15 protein-coding genes are annotated in these 19,914 nt (G+C 40.4%); 1 reads left to right on the forward strand and 14 read right to left on the reverse strand.

The features are described 5' to 3' along the window. Nucleotides 1-1,367 precede the first annotated feature (1,367 nt). Nucleotides 1,368-1,685: a hypothetical protein gene (locus ACT3S4_RS09055; protein WP_444760914.1), complete on the forward strand. Its 318-nt coding sequence runs from the start codon at nt 1,368-1,370 to the stop codon at nt 1,683-1,685. 72 nt (nt 1,686-1,757) lie between these two features. Here the strand turns inward: ACT3S4_RS09055 and ACT3S4_RS09060 are convergent, their stop codons facing one another. The 14 genes from ACT3S4_RS09060 to ACT3S4_RS09125 form a co-directional block, all read right to left on the reverse strand. Continuing rightward, a complete protein-coding gene (locus ACT3S4_RS09060; RefSeq protein WP_105245849.1) occupies nt 1,758-2,168 on the reverse strand; it encodes a type II toxin-antitoxin system HicB family antitoxin in 411 nt (136 codons plus the stop codon). 143 nt (nt 2,169-2,311) lie between these two features. After that, nucleotides 2,312-2,494, reverse strand: a complete 183-nt coding sequence (locus ACT3S4_RS09065; RefSeq protein WP_198332463.1) for a type II toxin-antitoxin system HicA family toxin — start codon at nt 2,492-2,494, stop codon at nt 2,312-2,314. Between the two features lie 118 nt (nt 2,495-2,612). Continuing rightward, nucleotides 2,613-3,122 (reverse strand): hypothetical protein, encoded by a 510-nt coding sequence (locus tag ACT3S4_RS09070; RefSeq protein WP_444760915.1) that lies wholly within the window; start codon nt 3,120-3,122, stop codon nt 2,613-2,615. 317 nt (nt 3,123-3,439) lie between these two features. Next, nucleotides 3,440-4,120, reverse strand: a complete 681-nt coding sequence (locus tag ACT3S4_RS09075; RefSeq protein ID WP_444760916.1) for a hypothetical protein — start codon at nt 4,118-4,120, stop codon at nt 3,440-3,442. After that, nucleotides 4,117-5,538, reverse strand: coding sequence for an asparagine synthetase B family protein (locus tag ACT3S4_RS09080; protein WP_444760917.1), 1,422 nt, complete (start codon nt 5,536-5,538; stop codon nt 4,117-4,119). The genes ACT3S4_RS09075 and ACT3S4_RS09080 overlap by 4 nt, the downstream gene beginning before the upstream one ends. Nucleotides 5,539-5,540: 2 nt before the next feature. Beyond that, entirely contained in the window at nt 5,541-6,599 is a 1,059-nt protein-coding gene (gene ribA / locus ACT3S4_RS09085) for a GTP cyclohydrolase II RibA (protein ID WP_444760918.1), read from the reverse strand. A gap of 1 nt (nt 6,600) precedes the next feature. Continuing rightward, the gene (locus tag ACT3S4_RS09090) at nt 6,601-9,942 is read right to left on the reverse strand and encodes a glycosyltransferase family 2 protein (protein ID WP_444760919.1); all 3,342 of its coding nucleotides are present in this window, start codon (nt 9,940-9,942) and stop codon (nt 6,601-6,603) included. 909 nt (nt 9,943-10,851) lie between these two features. Beyond that, nucleotides 10,852-12,147 (reverse strand): histidinol dehydrogenase, encoded by a 1,296-nt coding sequence (hisD, locus tag ACT3S4_RS09095; RefSeq protein WP_444760920.1) that lies wholly within the window; start codon nt 12,145-12,147, stop codon nt 10,852-10,854. 246 nt (nt 12,148-12,393) lie between these two features. Then, nucleotides 12,394-13,806: an aspartate ammonia-lyase gene (locus ACT3S4_RS09100; protein ID WP_444760921.1), complete on the reverse strand. Its 1,413-nt coding sequence runs from the start codon at nt 13,804-13,806 to the stop codon at nt 12,394-12,396. Nucleotides 13,807-14,020: 214 nt separating this feature from the next. Then, the gene (locus ACT3S4_RS09105; protein WP_444760922.1) at nt 14,021-15,319 is read right to left on the reverse strand and encodes an NAD(P)/FAD-dependent oxidoreductase; all 1,299 of its coding nucleotides are present in this window, start codon (nt 15,317-15,319) and stop codon (nt 14,021-14,023) included. Nucleotides 15,320-15,343: 24 nt separating this feature from the next. Then, the gene (locus ACT3S4_RS09110) at nt 15,344-15,766 is read right to left on the reverse strand and encodes a RidA family protein (RefSeq protein WP_201544751.1); all 423 of its coding nucleotides are present in this window, start codon (nt 15,764-15,766) and stop codon (nt 15,344-15,346) included. A 123-nt stretch (nt 15,767-15,889) separates the two neighbouring features. After that, nucleotides 15,890-17,038: a tyramine oxidase subunit B gene (locus ACT3S4_RS09115; RefSeq protein ID WP_444760923.1), complete on the reverse strand. Its 1,149-nt coding sequence runs from the start codon at nt 17,036-17,038 to the stop codon at nt 15,890-15,892. Nucleotides 17,039-17,406: 368 nt separating this feature from the next. After that, on the reverse strand, nt 17,407-18,207 hold the full coding sequence (locus ACT3S4_RS09120; RefSeq protein WP_444760924.1) for a helix-turn-helix domain-containing protein: 801 nt from the start codon (nt 18,205-18,207) through the stop codon (nt 17,407-17,409). 82 nt (nt 18,208-18,289) lie between these two features. Next, nucleotides 18,290-19,732 (reverse strand): Na+/H+ antiporter NhaC family protein, encoded by a 1,443-nt coding sequence (locus ACT3S4_RS09125; RefSeq protein ID WP_444760925.1) that lies wholly within the window; start codon nt 19,730-19,732, stop codon nt 18,290-18,292. Nucleotides 19,733-19,914: the final 182 nt, after the last annotated feature.

Here is a 19,914-nt window from a genome sequence, read left to right on the forward strand (position 1 = left end):
CCATAAAAATGTGATACTAATCATAGTCATTCTGCCATTAAAAAGGAGTATGTTGTGGGCATCAGGATTGAATGGAGCATGACACAAAATGCTTGGGACAAACGGGTCTGTGAAGATTATTGGGCCTATAATCATAAAATCAGCTATGTAGATTATGTACGTATGCTTTGTTAAAAATACAATATTAGCTCGCAAATATTATTTGAAACTATAAGCCAATGCTATGCTTGCTTAGATGATGTTTGCTGTGAATATTGTGGAAGCGCCTGCCCTATTGAAGTACCTGCTGATATCGCCTATATGCGGGCAAAAGAGAGTTGGTTTTGTGCAGTATGTGAGCATGCTATGTGGAGAAGTGACTTTATTAGCAAATAAATAATCAAATCTACTTTCGGCTAAAAAATTCATATTTTTATCTGACATAATCAATCCCTCTCACTCAAAGCGCTAACTCTATTCGTATGCATGACGATTTGGTTTTCGTTAACTTTATCCCAGATAGTTTGCGAGTAATTGATTAGGTCTCTATCAGCCAGGTTTTCAGTATCGAATAGATCATTTAACCTTGCGACTATTTTTGATAGCCAGTCCTCTTGTTTATCCTTAGCATTGCCAGCTCCACCGCTACCAATATTTAGCGGATAGAAACTAACTTATTGCAGCTTTAAATCTTGTTGACGTAGCTTAGAAAAGCGGTAGTGGCTCATAATAATATTACTAAAATAAACCTCATTATCATTGAGCCTCTCACGTAGCATAGGTTGCAAATGGCGAGCATAAAGACTTAGTTTCTCTATATCCTTATTATCGTAATCGATAATCTGCGACATAAAATCATACTGACTGGCTTAATCATGGTGATCTTGCACTAGGTCGCTTCGGCGCATTAGCAACTATTTTAGTATTTATCATTGTATTTATTAGTCTTTCAATATCTTGCTAGTACTAAAGCTCGCTGACGATTATGCTTTTAATAAGATTATTTTATGGATTAAGTAGTAATTTCTTAGATACTTATAGCCTTGTTAAAGAGGGTTTAAGACTATTAGCGTGATGAGTAAATATCGATAATGATTAGATATAAGTAGTAGCAAAAAAGGTGCTAACGCTATATACGGCATATTGTTAGCACCCTTTTTGGTTCGAAAATTTACTCAGGCGAGTTTATCAAAATTGGGGTTTTGATAAGGCTATTGTGGCAAAGATAAATTGGAGATTTGAGGAGTGTTCCGTGGTATAAGTAGCAGTGAGAGTTTTTATAAAAAAAGGCTTAGAGTATATTTACTATGCTATCTTTATATAGTGTTATTGAACTTTTTTTTACTAAAATCTAACACGCCTACAAATCACTGTCGCAAGGGAAAATTATGAAAAATGAAATGGATCTTACAGGGTTTGATCAGCTAGAAAAAAATTTAGCCAGCCTATCTGGTGAACATGAGATGCCAATAGATGAACTGATGACTCCTAAATTCATATCAAGCTGTAGCAAATATTCTAACTTTGATGAATTGTTAAAGTTTTCTGGATTTGAGAGGGAGTCACTAGAAGGCTTTGAAGCTATCCCAAACGAAAAATGGGATAGTTTTATTCAAGAAAATACTACTTACGAAAATTGGCAGAAAATGCGAATGGCAGCCTGGAATTTATATGTCGAGAAGAAACTAACGGAAGGATTAAAATAGTAATTTAACTCTATCTACTTCTTGAAATAAAAAAGCCCCGCAAATGCGAGGCTTTTTATTAAAACACTAATATCAATGCGCAAAAAAATTCTTTTCTGCTAATAATGCAATAAAATTACTTCTACTCTTATAACGTTCTTTATTGCTTGCAACTTTCTCATCAATCATATGAATCAGACGACTTGGTAAAGTTACATTGATTTTTTCAGTTTTTCCGAGATAACGATTTACATCGACTGGCGCTAAAGCCCAAGTTACACCTTCGTACTCTGGATTATCCATATAAGCACCGATATCAGAAGGAAGTGGGATTTGTTCTCCGTCTTCTACCAAGCCTTCTAAATGCAGCTCGATAGCTTCAATCGCCATATCAACAGCGTCTTGATAGTTATCAGCAGCAGAAAAGCATCCTGGTAAATCAGGTACACGGATACCATGCGCTGTATGACTATCTCCTCTCTCGATTGCGATAGGATAAAACATGGCTAGACTCCTTTATATAGGTTTTATTAATTCAACGGTATAGATTATTTCAAAACAGATTTTTTATTAGCATTTACAAGTTAGCTGTAGTCAAACGTTAGCTTCGTTTGCAAACAAAGCTAACTATTGCTAAAGCCACTGGATCATTTCAATCCAGCTTGTTTGAAAATACTATTAACAGTACCTTTCGGTAGGTCTTTTTTAGGGTGTGGGACAGTAACCCTGCCCTTTTTCGTTTTATGCTTGTACTGAAAATGACTACCCTTAGTGGCGACCCAATACCATCCATCTGCTATGAGCATATCTATAAGCTCGGATGACTTAATAACAACCTCCTATAATCAAAATTCATTTCTATTGTAATAACCATAACCCTAGGGGTATGAATTATTAAGTACAATATAACCCTAGGGTTATTATATGTCAAATTTATTCTTAAATATTTCAAAAAGGGGAAAAATCAGCTACTGCGATAACTTCGCCAGCCACCGCAACCTTGACGTCCATATTCTGAGTTGATGGTATGTTAACCGCAATCTCTGGCACAACTTGCCACGGTACAAGCCGTGATAATGTAGGAGCAAGCTCTGACAGCTCGCAGATATTTACCACTGCATCAAGTTTAATACGAATATGACTGGTCAAAAACCTATCTGTACGCGCGGTATCGGTCAGATATGAGGGATATTTGTGCGCTAAGGATTTAGAATGCCAAAGCCTCATAATTTCATTTTGTTTGGGGTATAGCGTATCGAGAACAAACTGCAAAAATCCCAGCCCGCGCTCACTTGCCAGCGCTTGCCAATTGGCATAGATAATCCGCATCAGCCTGTCTGACAAGCCCTCATCATCACGTCTAAGTACTACTAAACCGTTTAGCTTAGTAAAGCACTCTACGACCGACTGACGACCCTGGCACGGCACGCTATAGTTAAATATAGTTGAAAATACCATTGAGCGCATTAGGAGAATAATCATCAACCATTTATGCAAATACATCCGCGATCGCTTGCTCAAGTTCGCCCACTTTGTGGCTTTTTACAATCGAACCAATATACTCACTGGTCGGTAAGCTGGCTCGCTGCATATCTACCCACTATATCGGTCATACTGAATTGCCGCTATCAGTGGTTTGCGTTACCCTGATAATGATTGTATCTTCAGGAAGATAGGCCCACTGACGTGGGACCTATACCGTCAAATCCGTACACATCAACTTGGGAGATAGGAGTATTACATGTGGAATGAAACTATCAGATCAAATTTTAGAATTAGTTTCTATTGCTAAATTGAGACTCGATTGGCTTAATATCATAGCCAAAATACCCTTCTATAACGTCTCGCAGGTTACTCCTACTGATGTTTGGCACTTCCTCGTAGCCACTATTGCTGTAAATTTCTAATTGGGTATCGCGAATAAATAAAAAGCGTTTACCAACAACCATCGAGAAACGTAACTGGCTACTAAATGGATAGATAATATCGGCAGAAAAGCGGTTTTCAATACTGTGATAGATTTCGGTTTCAGGCTTTGCGGCAATATCAATTTCCATTTGTTTTTTTTCTACATTACGTTTTCGGTGGTAGACTGTGACCACACCATTTTCTATTGCGGTTCTAAAGCGCATACCATAACACTCATATAAAATAGGAGTTGCGGCTGGGATGAGTTGAATGGATGGCCACCCATTGCCAATATCTGCAAAGTAGCGCTGGTTGTTTATTTCAAGTCTTACTAGTCGGTGAATATCTTTTCCACCAATGCGAGCAGAGTGCAAGTATGCATTTAACCCGGCTGCTTTGGTTGCCGCTAAGTAGCTTAGAGCTTTGTCTGAACAGGTACCGCCATATGCCATCGTTGCAGGGTGTACGTTGTTGAGTAGGTATAAATTATGGAATGGCTCTTGCTTAAATTTAGCGAGTAGTATTTGTTGAGCTAAGTGCACTGTCATCTGTGAGATGCTCCTCGTTTAGCAATAGCAGAATCAAATGTTGGATAGCTAAAAAAGTAAGGATCGTCTACATCATATGTGAATGTATCTTTCCATATTTCCTTAAGTTCTGCTATTTCTGTATTACCGTTACGGGTTAAATGGTCCACTACCAACTTTCGGATGCCACTGCCAACATCAAAAGAGGTCTTTTTTCGGTTTGCGATCTCGGCAGGTAATAAGTGCCTAAAGGCGTCCCTAAGTGCTATTTTGTTGTAACCGGGAATATAGAACTGCTTATGCTCAAGGTTATCGGCAACCCTCTTTACTGTACGATCTAAAAATGGGCAACGAGCTTCAATACTGTGTGCCATGCTGCACTTATCAAGCCTACGAAGTTCCGTAAAGTGCATATCGATTATCAGCTTGGTACGAATAACTTGCCACTCTTGTTCGGATAGTTGCTCATGGTAACCAGCAAACAGCTCATCTGCCCCTTCTCCGGTTAGTACTACCTTTAAGTCTTTCCTCTGTGCTGCTTGAGCTAATAAATAGGTCGCAAGGCCATTGCTAATGATTGATGGATTGTAACTTTCAGTTGTGTAAAGTACTTTATCAATCAATCCGGGTAACTTTTGCTCACTTGGTAATGGGATGTAGATAACTTGCTTTAATCCTAGGTGTTTAACAAGCATTTCAACCATAGCAACATCAATACTATCGGAATCTCCCAGAGTAAAATAAGTTACATCTTGGCGATGCTGACAAGTTATAGCCGCAATAATCGAGCTATCTAGACCTCCGCTCAGGAAAACACCGAAGGGCTGTTTAGGTAAGCGTTTAATGACTGCTTGTTCCATTGCTGAAAGCAGATTAGATGTTGTACTGGTTAACTGTTGGTGGCGTGCTATTTGGGTGAGCGTGCCCGTGGCTAAGTCAAGCTGACTAATACCAAGGGGCACTTGCTCGAACCAGTCAATATTTTGTAGGGCTTTAAGTTCACTGACAACAAATAAGTTGTTATTGGCGTGACCGTAAAACAGTGGCTTTTTACCCATATGGTCGCGAAACAATAGAATCGAATTTGTCTCCAGTTGATAAATAACCCCTGAATAAAATCCGTCTAACTCGCTTAGTACCTGCTCACGCAGTTGAGCGAATAGTGGTGCGATTACATGTGTATCGCAGTCGCTATTACGGAAGAGGTCATATTGTTTTGCAAGTAAATCTGCATTGTAAATCTCGCCATTAAAAGCTCCTATCATACAGCTGGATTTGTAAGGTTGGCGTCCTGTAATGCTTTCATCATTAATTGCTAAACGTGCAAACCCAATAGCTAATTTCCCCTTGATCCAATAGTGTTGGTCGTCAGGACCTCGATGAGAAAGGCGAGTTAAAGTAGCTGATATATTCTGTTCGGCGGTATCACCGTGAAGCACGACTATTCCACACATAGTTGCGCTTCTTTGTTGACCTGTAGCTGATTACGCAATTGCATTAACAGTTCACCTAACCGATTCAAGCCGCTACCATCTTCTGCATCGCCCCAATAGCTGTCATTGAGTGTATGTTCGGCTATGTGATATTGCTGGGTTGATAATAATAACGCTTCAAGTTCAGGGTTCTGAGTAAATTTGGCTGTAAGTGCTTGCAGCATTATATCTTCCTTAATGTTATGCCAGTTAGGTTGTAGGTGTTGTGATTCTAACTGCTTAGCCATTTGTTTGGCTAACATAGGACTTGCTGCACAGCGTATGCGCTCTTGCAATATAGGGTCTATAAATTTTTGTGCTTGGTAAAAGTGCTCTGCTGTCGGCCAAATTTTATTATGCAGATATATGGCATGTTTTGAAAAGTTGGAAAGCTCTCCCCAGGTTTGGTCTGAATGGTAAAATAAAATAGAGTTAATATTGTCATACTCTAAACTTAAAGGCAGGCAGTGCCCTAATTTTTCGTTTTTACTTTTCAAGTAATCTATATTTTCAGGCCGTATTTGTGGGTGTGTATTAAGTAGTTCTACTTCGATTCCTGCTTGTTCTAGTGCGCGTCGCTTACGTGGGTTGTTTGATACCAATAGTACTTGTTTTATTGCCATTTCTTTTAGCACATCTATGGCTGGTGCATAGTCGCGAACGTCTTGTTCTAAACCCAGTGCCTCAAACGACTCTGCTGCATCTAAAGCTTCGCTCTGCATTTTGTATACTGCTTGAATCTTATTAGAAAGGCCCTGTCCACGGCCTTCTTGATGTAAGTGGAAAATGATCCCACTTCCATTGTGTGCCATTATCTTCATGGATTCGCGCAATTGGTCGGCACAATCACAATCCCTTGCTTCAAATACTTCAGAGGCTAGGCAGGAAGAATGTAATCGCAGTATTGGTTTACTCTCTAGTTTATTGATATCACCAAAGGTGACTACTCGTAACATTTCGTTGCCAGTATCGTACATTCTAAATGTGCCGTGTGGTGTTGGGAGTTCGCAGTAATTTTTAAAAGGCATTTTATTCTATTCTCTCAAGGGGTTTCTGATGTGCTTTTGCAAAGCGGTCACTCTGCGGCACTATTTGATTTAAAAATTCGTAAATATGGCACTCGTTCATTTGTTTAACTTGGGTTTCTAATTTAGTAAAAGCATCTGGGTTAAAAGAGCTAGCCAAGTATTTATACAACTCGCTCAGTTCTGGATATTTGGATAAAGCTTGCGTTAAACCATTGATTCGGTAAAAACTGAGCCTTAAACGTAAAAGACGAGTGTTGCATTCTGATTTGGTCGCTTTCCATACCTGGCCAATCTCACTATCAGTAAAGACCAAGTTATGTCGTTCGTTGTTTCGTAGAAATTCTTGCAGACCAGCGTACAATACTGATCCCATAATTTCATCCTGTACTTTACTTAAATTCAAAATTGGTTCGTTCTGTATACGCCCAGTATGTTGAACAGGAAATGGTGCACTTTTAATAGTTAGTCCATGGTAATGTTTATTGACTATTGCCCAGACCATGTCTGAACGGCGAGCTTCACGGCCGTTAACCTTAAAAATTAGGTTAGGCGTTTGTATTAAGGCTTTAGCGTTTAGTACAAAGGTGTTGCCTCCACGGTTTACCGTATCTTTTGCTGTAGCTAATGGGGATATTGAGCATATTGGAACAATGGCACGAGTGAGTGGAAATCCTGTGACCAATAAAGGCGCATGTGCAATCAATCGAGAGCGAGCTTCAGTGACGCTTTCACCTTTGTAGGCGGGTTCGAGCCAAAATGGTGCTTCGATATGAGCCGTATGTTTACGAGATAAGTCATAGTAATAATCAGGATACTTATTTCGAAGTATTGTATTTTCGTGGCTGCGATCAGGCAGTTCAATATTGTTTGGTAGTTTATCAAGCCAGCGTAAGTTATGAAGTAGATCTACCAATTGCCCACGTAGGCCATTTAACGGAGGATTAGGCGATGAGCCTTCGTATTGTCCGATCACTATATCGACATCTGCTTGCTTAAACACTGGCAGCCAAGCTAGAAACTGTTTGGCTCGGGCATCTAAACGCATATCGTCATCAAGGATCCAAGCATAGTTATTTGGAGTCGTTATGCATTTTAAACCAACATATTTTTGCAGCATGCTCCGTGCATGTGCAATTCCTACCTGACCTTTTGGTCGCTTGGCCAAGTCGGAACCAAATAGGCCGCTTGCGGCATCTTCTATCTGTTGTGTTTCGCTTATTATTTTTATATCACCCACTAACCTTTTACTGAATGAAAGCGCTTCTTTCACAGAAGCATCTGAGCAACCGTTGCATAGCACTATGGAGTTTATACGGGATAAAAAATCACATTGTGCAAGATCAGCAATACTATTCAATAACGGCAATAACTTATGCGCATCACCGGTAATCACACCAATAGTTAGAGCAAATGGTTTGGATGGTTTTTCTAGTGGGCCAAGGGGCAACCACGCATCCTGTGCTTGTTTAAGGTTACAATCAATACCAGTTAAACTTTGACGAAATGCTTGATAACCCTGCATTTCTGGGATATTTATTGTCTGCAGAGATTGGCGCATTAAGTGCTTGAGATTTGGATGATCCACATGATGAATAGTTAGATAAGCCCTCCGAGCCATGTGTTCAAACCCTAATTCATTCCACGGGCGAATATCCGCGCCATAATCAATCAGTTTCACTTCACTCTGGGTTTTTATTAAGTTTTTCGGGTGCATGTTATTACATACAATTCCTGCTTTGCTGCAACTGTGTAGCAAGTCAATCACTTGTTCGCAGTTGCCACCTTGATAAGGGATGCTATTTTCAAAGGGATAAGTGAGTACCAAAGTTTTTCCATCTGATATAACTTCGTCAAGGGTATATAAACCAGGTAGATTGTACCAATGTGAACTGGACCATTTTAAAAAATTGCTTTGCTCAGCAGGTATGTGGGTTTTCCAATAGTCAATGCATTTAAAAACACGTTTACCATCTGTCAGAACAACAGCTTCAGAGCCAATGCCAAGTAGTAGAAGCTCATGAATACCAAATAGCCTTCTGATACGATCATTAGCTGCATCAATACGGCATTGTTTTATTCTATTAGCGAGTGTTGCATGCGGTTTTAAGAGGAGCTCATTACAGCGGTTAGTACATAAATGACGAGCGCCTAAGTCCGTCAGTATTGCTGATAAATCGTTCTCGCTTCCAATAGAGCGTTGCTTTTGAAAGTCACCATCTTTTAATACCCATGCGCTATTACCAATATTTTCTTTGGCAACAAATGCTGTGGCTGTTTCAATACACGTTTGCTGATGGCATAAATTATAGCAAGTAACTCCCAGTTGATTTATCTGTTCAATAAGCGCACGCAAATCAATCTGATCTAATTTTTTAGTTGTGGTCAAAACGATATTGAAGCTAACCAGATTTTTTTGGCCTAAATGATGAACTTTTTCTATAGCTTGCTCTAATTGGTTAAATAAAAAACTTCCTAATTCAACGCCAAGAGTTAATGCGATTTGAGATTCCTGCTTTAGTATTTTTTTTGGTAATGTTTCTGGTTGCCAGAAAAATAGGCGCTTTGCGCGCTCAAGGAACGCGTTACTTTGATCAGCGCTCATACGTCCATGGTATTTCTGCCAAAAAACTGCTAACCCATTATTCTTGGCTGGTGAGTTTGGTGTACTAAGGCGTTGACGGTCACTATCGGCATAGTGATTCAATAGTGGTTTTTTTATATTGCAGTAGCGTGTTGCGTCTAATTCACAGAGGCGTATACACAAATCTCGATCAGTGCAACTTGATAGTTGCTCATCAAAACCGCCTGCCATCAACATAATATCTAGTGATAAGAATAGGTTAGAGCCTTGAATACCTGGATTTCCGCACAAGAACAGTTCTTCATTTATTGAGTCGGGAGGTATACATTTAATAGGCTGCTGTTCATTACCTTCACAACGGTAAAATCCAGCTGCCACCATATTACAATGCTTTTTGATTGCTAACGATTTGCAGTTTTCTAAGTAGTTAGGATGCCATTCATCATCATCGTCAAGAAATGCTAGAAATAGTGAACCGAAGTCCTGCTTTTGTTTGTTGCTCAGATACTCTATTGCCGTATTCCATGCTCCACTAGCACCGACAGTTCGCTGGTTTAGTAAATATTGAATATGGGAATTAGTTGATGGAATAGATTCGACTATCATTCTGTTTTGACACTGAATTTGTTCTGGAGAGTCATCTACAACAATAATATAGCTCGGTGATATGGTTTGATTTAATACTGAGTTTATAGCTCGCTGTTTTAGTAGATTAGGTCTGTTTTTGGTCGCAATAATTACTGCTATTTGTGGGGCGTTCAAACAATACTCCATTGCTAATGAGCAACCAGCTTTCATACTTGCATAGTCAGATCATAAAGCTTCTTGTATTAATAAGTTAGTAATTCGGTCAGAACTATTTAATATTTTTACTTTCATATTATTGGTTGGTACGAATACGGGTTACAGCTACATGAGAAAGGTTACTAGTGATTTTATACTCCCTTTCTGACGGGTAGTAGTACAATGGCTTACAAACGTCACAGTGCCTGAAAAACCGTAACAATATACAATTATTATTTACTTATCAATTAATTTTGCATTAATCGAGGGTAACTTAACCATGACTGTGAAGGGTAAGGCTCCGCAATTAAATTCGGCAGATACAATATCGAGGAAAGGGGAATATTACTTAATCTTCAGTTAGCTAAAAAGCCCTTCCCTGTTTAGAGTATATTATCGTGTATGAGTTATTACACTTTCAATAACGACAGGTCTAAAGCTTCACTAGATACGTACATGCCTGACTGGAGATCCAGACGTGACTTACTTGACCGGATGCCTTTAAGTTAAGAGCATTGGAAGTAGCTCTTTATTATCTGATCAGATATATATGTTGGCCACTATCAAGCTAGATAAGTCATTTCATTCGTATAATAAAATGACTTATCTAGCTTGACTGATACTCAAAATCCACTCTATCTTTAACTAAGTTTAACGCTATAGAAAAATCACTTTATAGGCTGGCTTGATATTTGTCAGATGCCAACTACTTCGTTAGTGTGGGTATAAGAATATCAAGATCATAAATTCATATACGGTATGACTGATTTTGATAGAAGTAAAAAAGATTGCCAACACTATACTAGGCATAGTGTTAGCAACCTTTCTCTAGTTAGTATTTTACTTAGGTGATGTGATTAATATTGGGGTTTGATTACTCTAACTATCCTACTGATAACGATAACGTGCAGAACGCGCATGCGCATCTAAATCTTCACGTTGAGCTAAAATGTCAGCAGTTTTAGCTAACGGCTTACTACCACTTTCACTACAGTAAATAATTGATGATTTTTTCTGGAAGTCGTAGATACCAAGCGGTGAAGAAAATCTTGCCGTTCCTGATGTTGGCAACACATGATTAGGCCCTGCACAGTAGTCACCAATAGCCTCAGGTGTATGACGACCCATAAAGATAGCACCAGCGTGGCGAATGTCATTAAGTAGCGCATCTGGATCATTAACAGACAACTCTAAATGCTCAGGTGCCACCCGATTGATAACGGCCATACCCTCGCTACGGTCTTTCACTAGTACTAGTGCGCCACGATGTTTTAGAGAGTCTCGGGCGATATCGGCTTTTGGCAGATTATTTAACGCCTTCTCAATCTCAATGGCCACTGCTGCAAGCTGCTTAGGGCAAGTTGTCACAAAAATAGCTTGAGCCACACGGTCATGTTCCGCTTGCGACAATAAATCCATTGCTAGCCAATCAGCACGGTCATCTGCTTCGCCTTCAGCATATACGAGCACTTCTGATGGCCCTGCAATCATATCGATACCCACTTGCCCAAAGACTGCACGCTTTGCAGCGGCCACAAACTTATTGCCAGGACCCGTAATTTTATCCACTTGCGGGATAGTCTCTGTACCATACGCCAATGCTGCCACTGCTTGCGCTCCGCCTATCGTAAATACTCGATCGACTTCTGCTAAATGAGCCGCTGCTAAGACCAATTGATTGAGCACACCTTTAGGTGCTGGCACGACCATAATCACTTCTTTAACACCAGCTACCTTCGCAGGAATGGCGTTCATCAAGACTGATGAGGGATAAGAGGCCAGACCACCTGGTACATAAATACCAACTCGATCAAGTGGTGTGACCTTTTGCCCTAGTCGATTGCCCAGTTCATCCTCATATTGCCACGTTTCTTGTACTTGACGTTGATGAAAGTCTTTTACTCTTGTTGTCGCAGTGGTTAGTGCTGCTTTCGCTTCGTCATCTAAAGTAGCAAACGCTTCAGCCAAAGAGTCTTTAGACAGCTCAAGCTCATGGATTGATGTGGCTGGATGTTGATCGAACTTCTGAGTTAGTGCCAGTACGACGCTATCACCATCAAGTCTAACTTGAGCAATGATGTCATCTACTGTTTTTAGCAGGTTGGCATCGTTGACAGTTTCGAAGGCAAGCAAAGTAGCTAGCTGCTGCTCAAAATCCGTATCTTGGGTACTTAACTGGCGCATAAGTCTAATCCTTAATATTTGTAATTAATGTTGATAACTGATTGAGCAAAACAACCTTAGCTCTAAAAAATTAAACTAGGCTGATAGATTCTCTTTGGTATCTAGGTCTATTTAAATCACTTTGAGAGTAAAAGATGTAGTAACTTTTGACCTACTCTAACGACTCGAGCATCAAACAACGAAAAGCCGTATTAGCAAATGCAAATACGACTTTTCTGTTAACTCAAAGCAAAACTAACACTGAAACTAAGGCATCAGCTTCACTTTTGGATAAACCATATTGGCAGGAGATAAGACAAAGTCCAAAGTCTCTTTGTTCATTAGTTTTTCACCTAAAACAATGTCGTAAACACTGCCGCCCGTTTCTTGTGCTTTTTTAGCCACATAAGACGAAGACTCATAACCTAAATGTGGGTTCAGTGCGGTAACCAAGCCTATATTATTAAATACCTCAACACGGCAAGCCTCATTATTCATCATAAGACCATCGATACAACGAGTCGCAAAAACCTCACAAACATTTGACAGCATGCTCATGCCCGTAAATAAATTGAATGCCATGACAGGTTCGAATACGTTCAACTGTAGCTGACCACTTTCAGAGGCCATAGCGATAGCATTGTCCACCCCCATCACATGAAAGCAGGCTTGGTTGACTACCTCTGGGATTACTGGGTTTACCTTACCCGGCATAATCGAGCTACCAGGCTGCATTTCTGGCAGCCGATATTGAGCCAGACCTGCCCGCGGGCCAGACGTCTGTAGGCGCAAATCATTAGCAATTTTCGATAAGCGTGCAGCGAGTAAACGTAAGTTGCCGGACAACGCCACATAAGGACTCGTGTCTTGCGTGGCTTCAATCAAATCTTCGGCGATGTAATAAGGTCTGCCTGTAAGCTCTTCTAATGTTTGTGCACAGAGCTCTGAATAGCCAACAGGAGCGTTTAATCCTGTACCAATCGCTGTACCACCCATATTGATTTCGTGAAATAACACACGACTAGATTCTATACGAGCCATCTCTTTTTTGATCATCGTTGCAAAAGCATTAAATTCTTGACCAGCAGTCATAGGTACTGCATCTTGTAGATGCGTCCGACCCATTTTCAACTCATCAGCAAGCTCAATACTTTTGTTTATGAAGCTATCGTGTAGTATCTTCATCTTTTGTAACAAGCGCGTACAGTAATCATCCAAAGCGACTTTCATCGCTGTAGGATAGACGTCGTTGGTCGATTGTGAAAGATTGACATTATTATTGGGATGGACGTGCTGATAGTCGCCTTTCTGATAGCCTAAGATTTCCAATGCTCTATTGGCGATGACTTCATTGGCATTCATATTGGTTGAAGTACCTGCGCCGCCTTGAAACATATCGACGATAAACTGGTCATGATATTTGTTATCAATCACATCATCACAGGCAGCGACGATAGCGTTTTTAATACGTTCATCGAGCACATCAACTTTATTATTCGCGATTGCCGCGGCTTTTTTTACGGTAGCCAGCGCTCTAACAAATGTAGAAAATTGATGCAAACGTACACCACTAACGGTGAAGTTTTCGAAAGCACGTAAAGTTTGGATGCCATAGTAGGCATCGGCTGGAACGTCACGATAGCCAATTAGATCATGCTCTTGGCGAGTAGCAGTATTCATCGGGTAAAACTCCTTTTTATAGAACCCTGATTAATGATAATGTGCTTATGTTGTCATTCGTGTTGGAATAGCAATTGATAGCGTTACTTGGTTAAAGAAATCGCTGCTGCAGAGACGATATTGCTTTTTATACTGCTACCAGCATAACGAGCCCTGCGGCAAATCAATCTATGTTGCTTATGTCTCATCCATGTGTGACATAAATAAAAATACTTTAAAAGCGTGAAAATCGGTAAGGTGTTGGGTCAATTAAAGGTGTGCCACTTTGCATGACCATATCGGCAGCAAGTTGACCTGCGGCAGGCGACGTACCAAATCCATGACCTGAAAATCCAGTCGCAATAGTCAAACCTGGGATTTTATCGATACGATCTATCACAGGGTTAGAATCTGGCGTTATATCAATCACACCAGCCCATTGTGTTTCAATTTCTGCATTCTCAAAACCTGACCAAGAAGCACGTAAATTATCTAAGGCATTGCCCGTCAGTACTTCATTTGACATTGGATTCATGGCTCGAACTTTTTCAAAGGGCGATACACTGTCCTCTTTCCATTTGCGTGCTAGACGTAAATCATCCCAAAAATATTTACCTAAGCCAATTTTTAAGAATTTATGCTGCACCTTGAGCGCAGGTAAAAACTTTAACCCTAGCAACAAATGGTCTATGGTTAATGGCGCATCTAACTTACCTCTTTGCGAAATAATATAACCACCATCTCTATGCTTTCTGAATGAAAAATCTGGTGCGCCTACAGAGGGGTCAAATTTAATATCCATTGGCTTGGTTTTCAACACCGAGCATATCGTTGGTAATGTCGGCAAATTGACGCCCAAATTACCTAAGAATCTACGCGACCAAATCCCGCCCGCCAACAACACTTCTTGGCAAAGAATCTCACCTTGTTCAGTAATGACGCCAGACACACGCCCGCCTTTGGTGGCCAGCGTTCTGACTGCACAGTTTTCGATGATGACAGCGCCTTTGGCAATGGCGGCATTGGCAATAGCACTCGATGCCAATGTCGGCTCTGCGCGCCCATCAGATGCCGTATAAATCCCGCCCGCCCATTTGCCGCGACCGTTTGGCACGAGCTGGTCAATCTGCTTGGCCGTGACCATACGCGAATCAAGATTTAATGACTGTGTAGAGTTATGCCAACGCTCATACCCTGCTGTTTCGGCAGGTGTTCTGCCAATAAACAAAATACCAGACTGACTATACCCCACATCAGCGCCTACTCTTTTGGACATCTCTGCCCATAACTTGTCAGAGGCTAGCGCCAAAGGCACATCATCAGAAAGACGATTGGTTTTTCGAATCCATCCCAAATTACGAGAGGACTGCTCACCTGCGATTCTTCCTTTTTCTAGTACCACGACAGGTACATTGCGTTCAGCAAGCGTTAAGGCGGCGGTTAATCCAACAATGCCGCCACCAATGATGACCACAGTAGTAGCATGCGGTAAATTGGTCGCAGGATTGATAATCGGTTTTATGATAGGTGCCATTGGAACCGTACTCCTTATGGCTTATTATTGGCCAATATTGATGGTAACTGTTTCTGCACTTGAGGCGCCTTTAAACGCAGTCACTTCTATCTCTACTTTGTAGATATCAGAACCCAACGGTGGGCAGCTAACGGTAGTAGCAGGATCAACACCTCTAAATTTCTCCCCGACTATTTCCATAATATCCATCGTATTTTTTGGATCTTGAATGAAAACACGAGACATCACCACATCTGCCAATGATGCATCCACTGCTTTTAGCGCCCGTTCAATATTGGCAAATACTTGCAGAGTTTGTTCCTTCAAATCGTCTGGAATCTCTTTGGTCTCAGGACAACGGCCCGCTGTGTTAGAAACAAAAATCCAATTATCCACACATACTAGTCGTGAATAACTGCTGTGCTCTTCTAGCGCTGAACCTGTCTTTAATTTAGTAATTTTCGTCATTGTCATTCTCTCAGTTGAATGTAGTTGAAACATAATTTATAACTTATCAAAAGTTATAACGCTGTCAGGCTACGTAAATAAGTTAATAGCCTGAAATAAATAAGCTTAGCTAGATAGCACTATTTAACATAGGACTGGGGTGTCCCATAAGTTAAGCTTCACACCAATACCTTTTTCAATCGCGTTGCGATATACGACGGTCGCCCACGCCACATCTTCAATAGGCAAGCCACCAACAGACAAGATAATAATTTCATCGTCATTTTGGCGTGCAGGTGCATCACCACTGATAATTTTGGCTAAGTCTTCGATGTCTTCTTTTTTTAGCGCACCTTCATCAACCATATCCATGAACTTTACGCCAATGATTGGCACATAATTATGAGCAGGCTTATGGTCTGATTCCTCAAACCAAGCTTCGTATAATCCAGTGCAATCTAAAACTTTTCTGACATCAGAGGTAGCAAGCGCATCATCAATATTACAAGCCGCTGGCATCGCCATGAATGCACCAGGCTTTAACCATTCTTTCTTAATAATGGGATACGTTGCCGCATCACCAACGACACTTGAAGCACAATAAGTCACGATATCCGAGCCACGAACTAAGTCCTCTAATTCATCGACGATTTGCACGTCGATCTGTGGATGCGCTGCCGTCACCCAGTCTATAAACTTGTTTAAACTTTTTTGGCCTCGGCCCTTAATTTTTAAGGTATCAATTTGAGGACACGTCACAACCAATGCACTTAGTGCCGTTTTAGCCATGACTCCAGGTCCTAAGATTCCAACCACTTTGCTGTCTTTCTTAGCTAAGTATCTCGCACCTACACCAGAAATAGCCCCTGTACGATGCGCTGATAATAGGTTTGCTGACATCAAAGCCAAAGGCGCGCCAGTGTCAGTATCATTTAGCATAAAGGTAAGAATAGAGCGTGGCAGTCCTTTACCTCTATTTTCTGTGTTTGAGCCGTACCATTTGACACCCGTCGTTTGAAAACTACCGCCTAGATAAGCAGGCATCGCCATAAACCGTCGATCAGCTGTGTTTTTTGGCATGTTAGGAAATGGAGATTCGTCAGGGAACATCATCATGGCGCCATGAGAGTCATTATTAGGTCCGGCCATACGATAGTCACCGCTGTGTAGCAATTTAAACATATCGTCCATGGTGTCTACGCATTGCGCCATGTCAGTCACGCCAGCTGCAATCATGTCTGGCTCTGATAAATAAATAAAATCAATCTTTGTATTGGCATATTCCGTTGTCATTTTATTCTCACTTCCTTATTAGTGTATGTTGCTTGCTGTCACTTAATAGTCACACACTACAAATCCTATAAATAGAATAAATCGGCAATAGAAAGCCTAAAACTTGACTTTTTATAAGTAAGTTAATAATAAATTTGTGAGGTGTTGGAGTCGATGAATTGAAACGAATCAAGCGAAATCAAAGAAGTAATTAAAGCTAAGGAGATAGATTACTTTAGGAAAGGTAATGCAGAAATATGCGGTCATCAATAGCCTGATGCCGTTCAATGAGAATAGAACGCTTAAAAATAGCAGATAATTAAAATACAGACGCCATAAAATTTCGATTCTATAGCGATAGCCGATCCATCAAAAACAGACCCATTAAATTAAGCTCTGTGGGTATATTTATTCAGCATATGCTGAAACTCTCTTGGACCTTGTCCATTGTATTGTTTAAATTGTCGAAAGAAATGTGCTTGATCTGAGTAACCAGTGTCGATTGCAAGATCGGTTAGGCGCTTGCAGTCATTTTGCATCAACCTATCTAATACATGCTGATATCTCAAAATAAGATTGCAGGCTTTCGGAGAAAAACCATAATAATCGTTAAAAGAGTTACCGATGGTTCGGGCAGAATAGCCGCTTTGATGACATAGCTCGGTGATACTAATATTACCATGGTGTTTTAACATTAGCTTGATCAGTACATGGTATAGCTTAGAGGACTGCAATAAATCGGTCTTTTGACTGCAAATTTGTTGGAAAACGCTGATTTGTTGTTCAAAGCTTTGACAGTCAGATAGCCTATCGACCAAAGAAGTGCCTAATACAGAAACATCCTGTAAAGGAATGCTTTGATCAATAATATCTCCTGGCTTGATAGACAAAAAACTCGGCACTATACCAATTTGATAGCGTATGCCAAAGTATGAGCAGCCATGCTCAAATACCGTTTTTCCAAGCTTTCGCCAACTGCCGCAAGCCCATGCTTCAGGTTTGTCTTTGTGCAATTTAAAAATAATATCGATACTGGCATCGGGCACCACACTGACTGCATCTCCTTCTTTGTCTAAGGTAAAGCAATAAAAGTGGGCAATACCATCACGATTGATCTCTTTTTTTTGGTAGCTGTTTTGCGCATCTAATATAAAATACGGCTGAATTGGACTGATTAATTGAGTGTTCATGAGCCTCCCTGACGAATAGTAATAGGTATAAAAGGCTGGGAATGGCGACCAAAATAGATGTTGGTCACCATTCTATGAGTCATTAAAGTATATACACTACAGCAACCCAAGTGAATAGCACCATTCCTATATTAATATGTGTAAAGGTAGGAATCACACTGTCTATCATATGATCATGCTGTCCATCCGCATTCAAACCTGCTGTGACGCCCAGCGTAATACTAGACGCAGGCGAGCCTGCATCACCTAACGCTGCTGATGCCCCCAATATTGCCAAACTGGCTAATGGCGAAAAACCGAGTAATAACGCTAAAGGCAAATAGATAGGCGCAAGAATTGCAACTGAGGCAAATGAATCCCCAAAGCCGATGGTGATAAAGAGACCCATCAATATCATGACAGTGGCACCCATCACTCTATTGTCGCCAATGTAACTCATAAAAATCTCAATCAATGAGTTTACTTCACCAGTCGCAGTAATCACACCTGCAAAACCAGTCGCCAGTGTAATGACGACACTGATTTCTGCCATCAATGCAACACCTTGAGTAAAGACACCATCTTGCTCATTCCAACGGAAAATACGAGAAAACGATAGGATAACAAAACCGATTAAAGCTCCTACTAATAATGAGTCATACATAATCTGTAAGGTTAAAGCAACACCAATCGAGATAAGCGTAATAGCAATCTGAAATTTATTGATGGGTTTGTCTGATTTAACTTTAGAGGTTAATACAGGAAGGTCTTTATACTCACGTTGTTTGCGATAAGTGATAAATACCGCAAACAACATGCCGGCAATAATACCCATCACTGGAAAAAACATCGCTTTGGGTGCCATACTGGATGTCGCAACAAAGCCTAAGCTTGCACCAACGTCATTGGCACTTGCCAACAATATTTGTTTGAGATACACGTCACCAAAGCCATACGGTATCAGTAAGTAAGCGACACTGATACAAGAGGCTAAAATACAAGCAACTGCACGGCGATCCATTTTCAACTCATTCATAATATGAATCAGTGGTGGTATGAGAATAGGAATAAAAGCGATATGTACAGGAACCAAGTTTTGTGACATCAAAGCGGCGACCGCAAATATAATAAACAGTGTCCACTTAATACTTTTATGTGCCGTAACCGTATTACTATCCATTTTTTTAGTGATTTTAACTGCCAATAGCTCTAGTAATCCGCTACGAGCCAACGCTACTGCAAAGGCACCAATCATGATATAGGTAATACCAATTTGAGCACCTGAGAGCAAATTTTCATTAAAAGCGGCTAATGAATCCCCAAAAGAAAGCCCCGATTGTAGACCACCTAATAAAGCAGCCATAATAAGGGCAATGGGAACTGGCATTTTTATTAAACAAAACGTGACCATTAATATAATAGTTAGGGCGACGGCATTGATGTGAATACCAAGTAATAGCGATAAAAGATAGATCGCCACTATAATAATGAGTGTGGGCAGAGCCCGTTTTAATAGAAAATTTGGCGTGGGTGGGTTTAGAGTCATATTCATAAAATCCCTTAATATGATTAATAGCCAATGTGAAATATAAGATAAGTAATATTAAAATTTAAAAGTAATTTATTCGCTCTACGTTATGAATCAGAGCGAATAAACTATTAGCAACTTTTATTGATTGATAACATTCATACCATCAATCAACGTAAATTTTTCTGAATATGACTGCT

The organism is Psychrobacter sp. AOP30-A2-5, assembly GCF_052378115.1.
In the GTDB taxonomy this organism is placed as follows: domain Bacteria; phylum Pseudomonadota; class Gammaproteobacteria; order Pseudomonadales; family Moraxellaceae; genus Psychrobacter.

Bases quoted from the DNA above. Each gene is read 5' to 3' on its own strand.
- ACT3S4_RS09055 (WP_444760914.1), top strand. From the start codon at position 1,368: ATGAAAAATGAAATGGATCTTACAGGGTTTGATCAGCTAGAAAAAAAT.
- ACT3S4_RS09060 (WP_105245849.1), bottom strand. From the start codon at position 2,168: ATGTTTTATCCTATCGCAATCGAGAGAGGAGATAGTCATACAGCGCAT.
- ACT3S4_RS09070 (WP_444760915.1), bottom strand. From the start codon at position 3,122: ATGGTATTTTCAACTATATTTAACTATAGCGTGCCGTGCCAGGGTCGT.
- ACT3S4_RS09075 (WP_444760916.1), bottom strand. From the start codon at position 4,120: ATGACAGTGCACTTAGCTCAACAAATACTACTCGCTAAATTTAAGCAA.
- ribA (WP_444760918.1), bottom strand. From the start codon at position 6,599: ATGCCTTTTAAAAATTACTGCGAACTCCCAACACCACACGGCACATTT.
- hisD (WP_444760920.1), bottom strand. From the start codon at position 12,147: ATGCGCCAGTTAAGTACCCAAGATACGGATTTTGAGCAGCAGCTAGCT.
- ACT3S4_RS09100 (WP_444760921.1), bottom strand. From the start codon at position 13,806: ATGAATACTGCTACTCGCCAAGAGCATGATCTAATTGGCTATCGTGAC.
- ACT3S4_RS09105 (WP_444760922.1), bottom strand. From the start codon at position 15,319: ATGGCACCTATCATAAAACCGATTATCAATCCTGCGACCAATTTACCG.
- ACT3S4_RS09110 (WP_201544751.1), bottom strand. From the start codon at position 15,766: ATGACGAAAATTACTAAATTAAAGACAGGTTCAGCGCTAGAAGAGCAC.
- ACT3S4_RS09115 (WP_444760923.1), bottom strand. From the start codon at position 17,038: ATGACAACGGAATATGCCAATACAAAGATTGATTTTATTTATTTATCA.
- ACT3S4_RS09120 (WP_444760924.1), bottom strand. From the start codon at position 18,207: ATGAACACTCAATTAATCAGTCCAATTCAGCCGTATTTTATATTAGAT.
- ACT3S4_RS09125 (WP_444760925.1), bottom strand. From the start codon at position 19,732: ATGACTCTAAACCCACCCACGCCAAATTTTCTATTAAAACGGGCTCTG.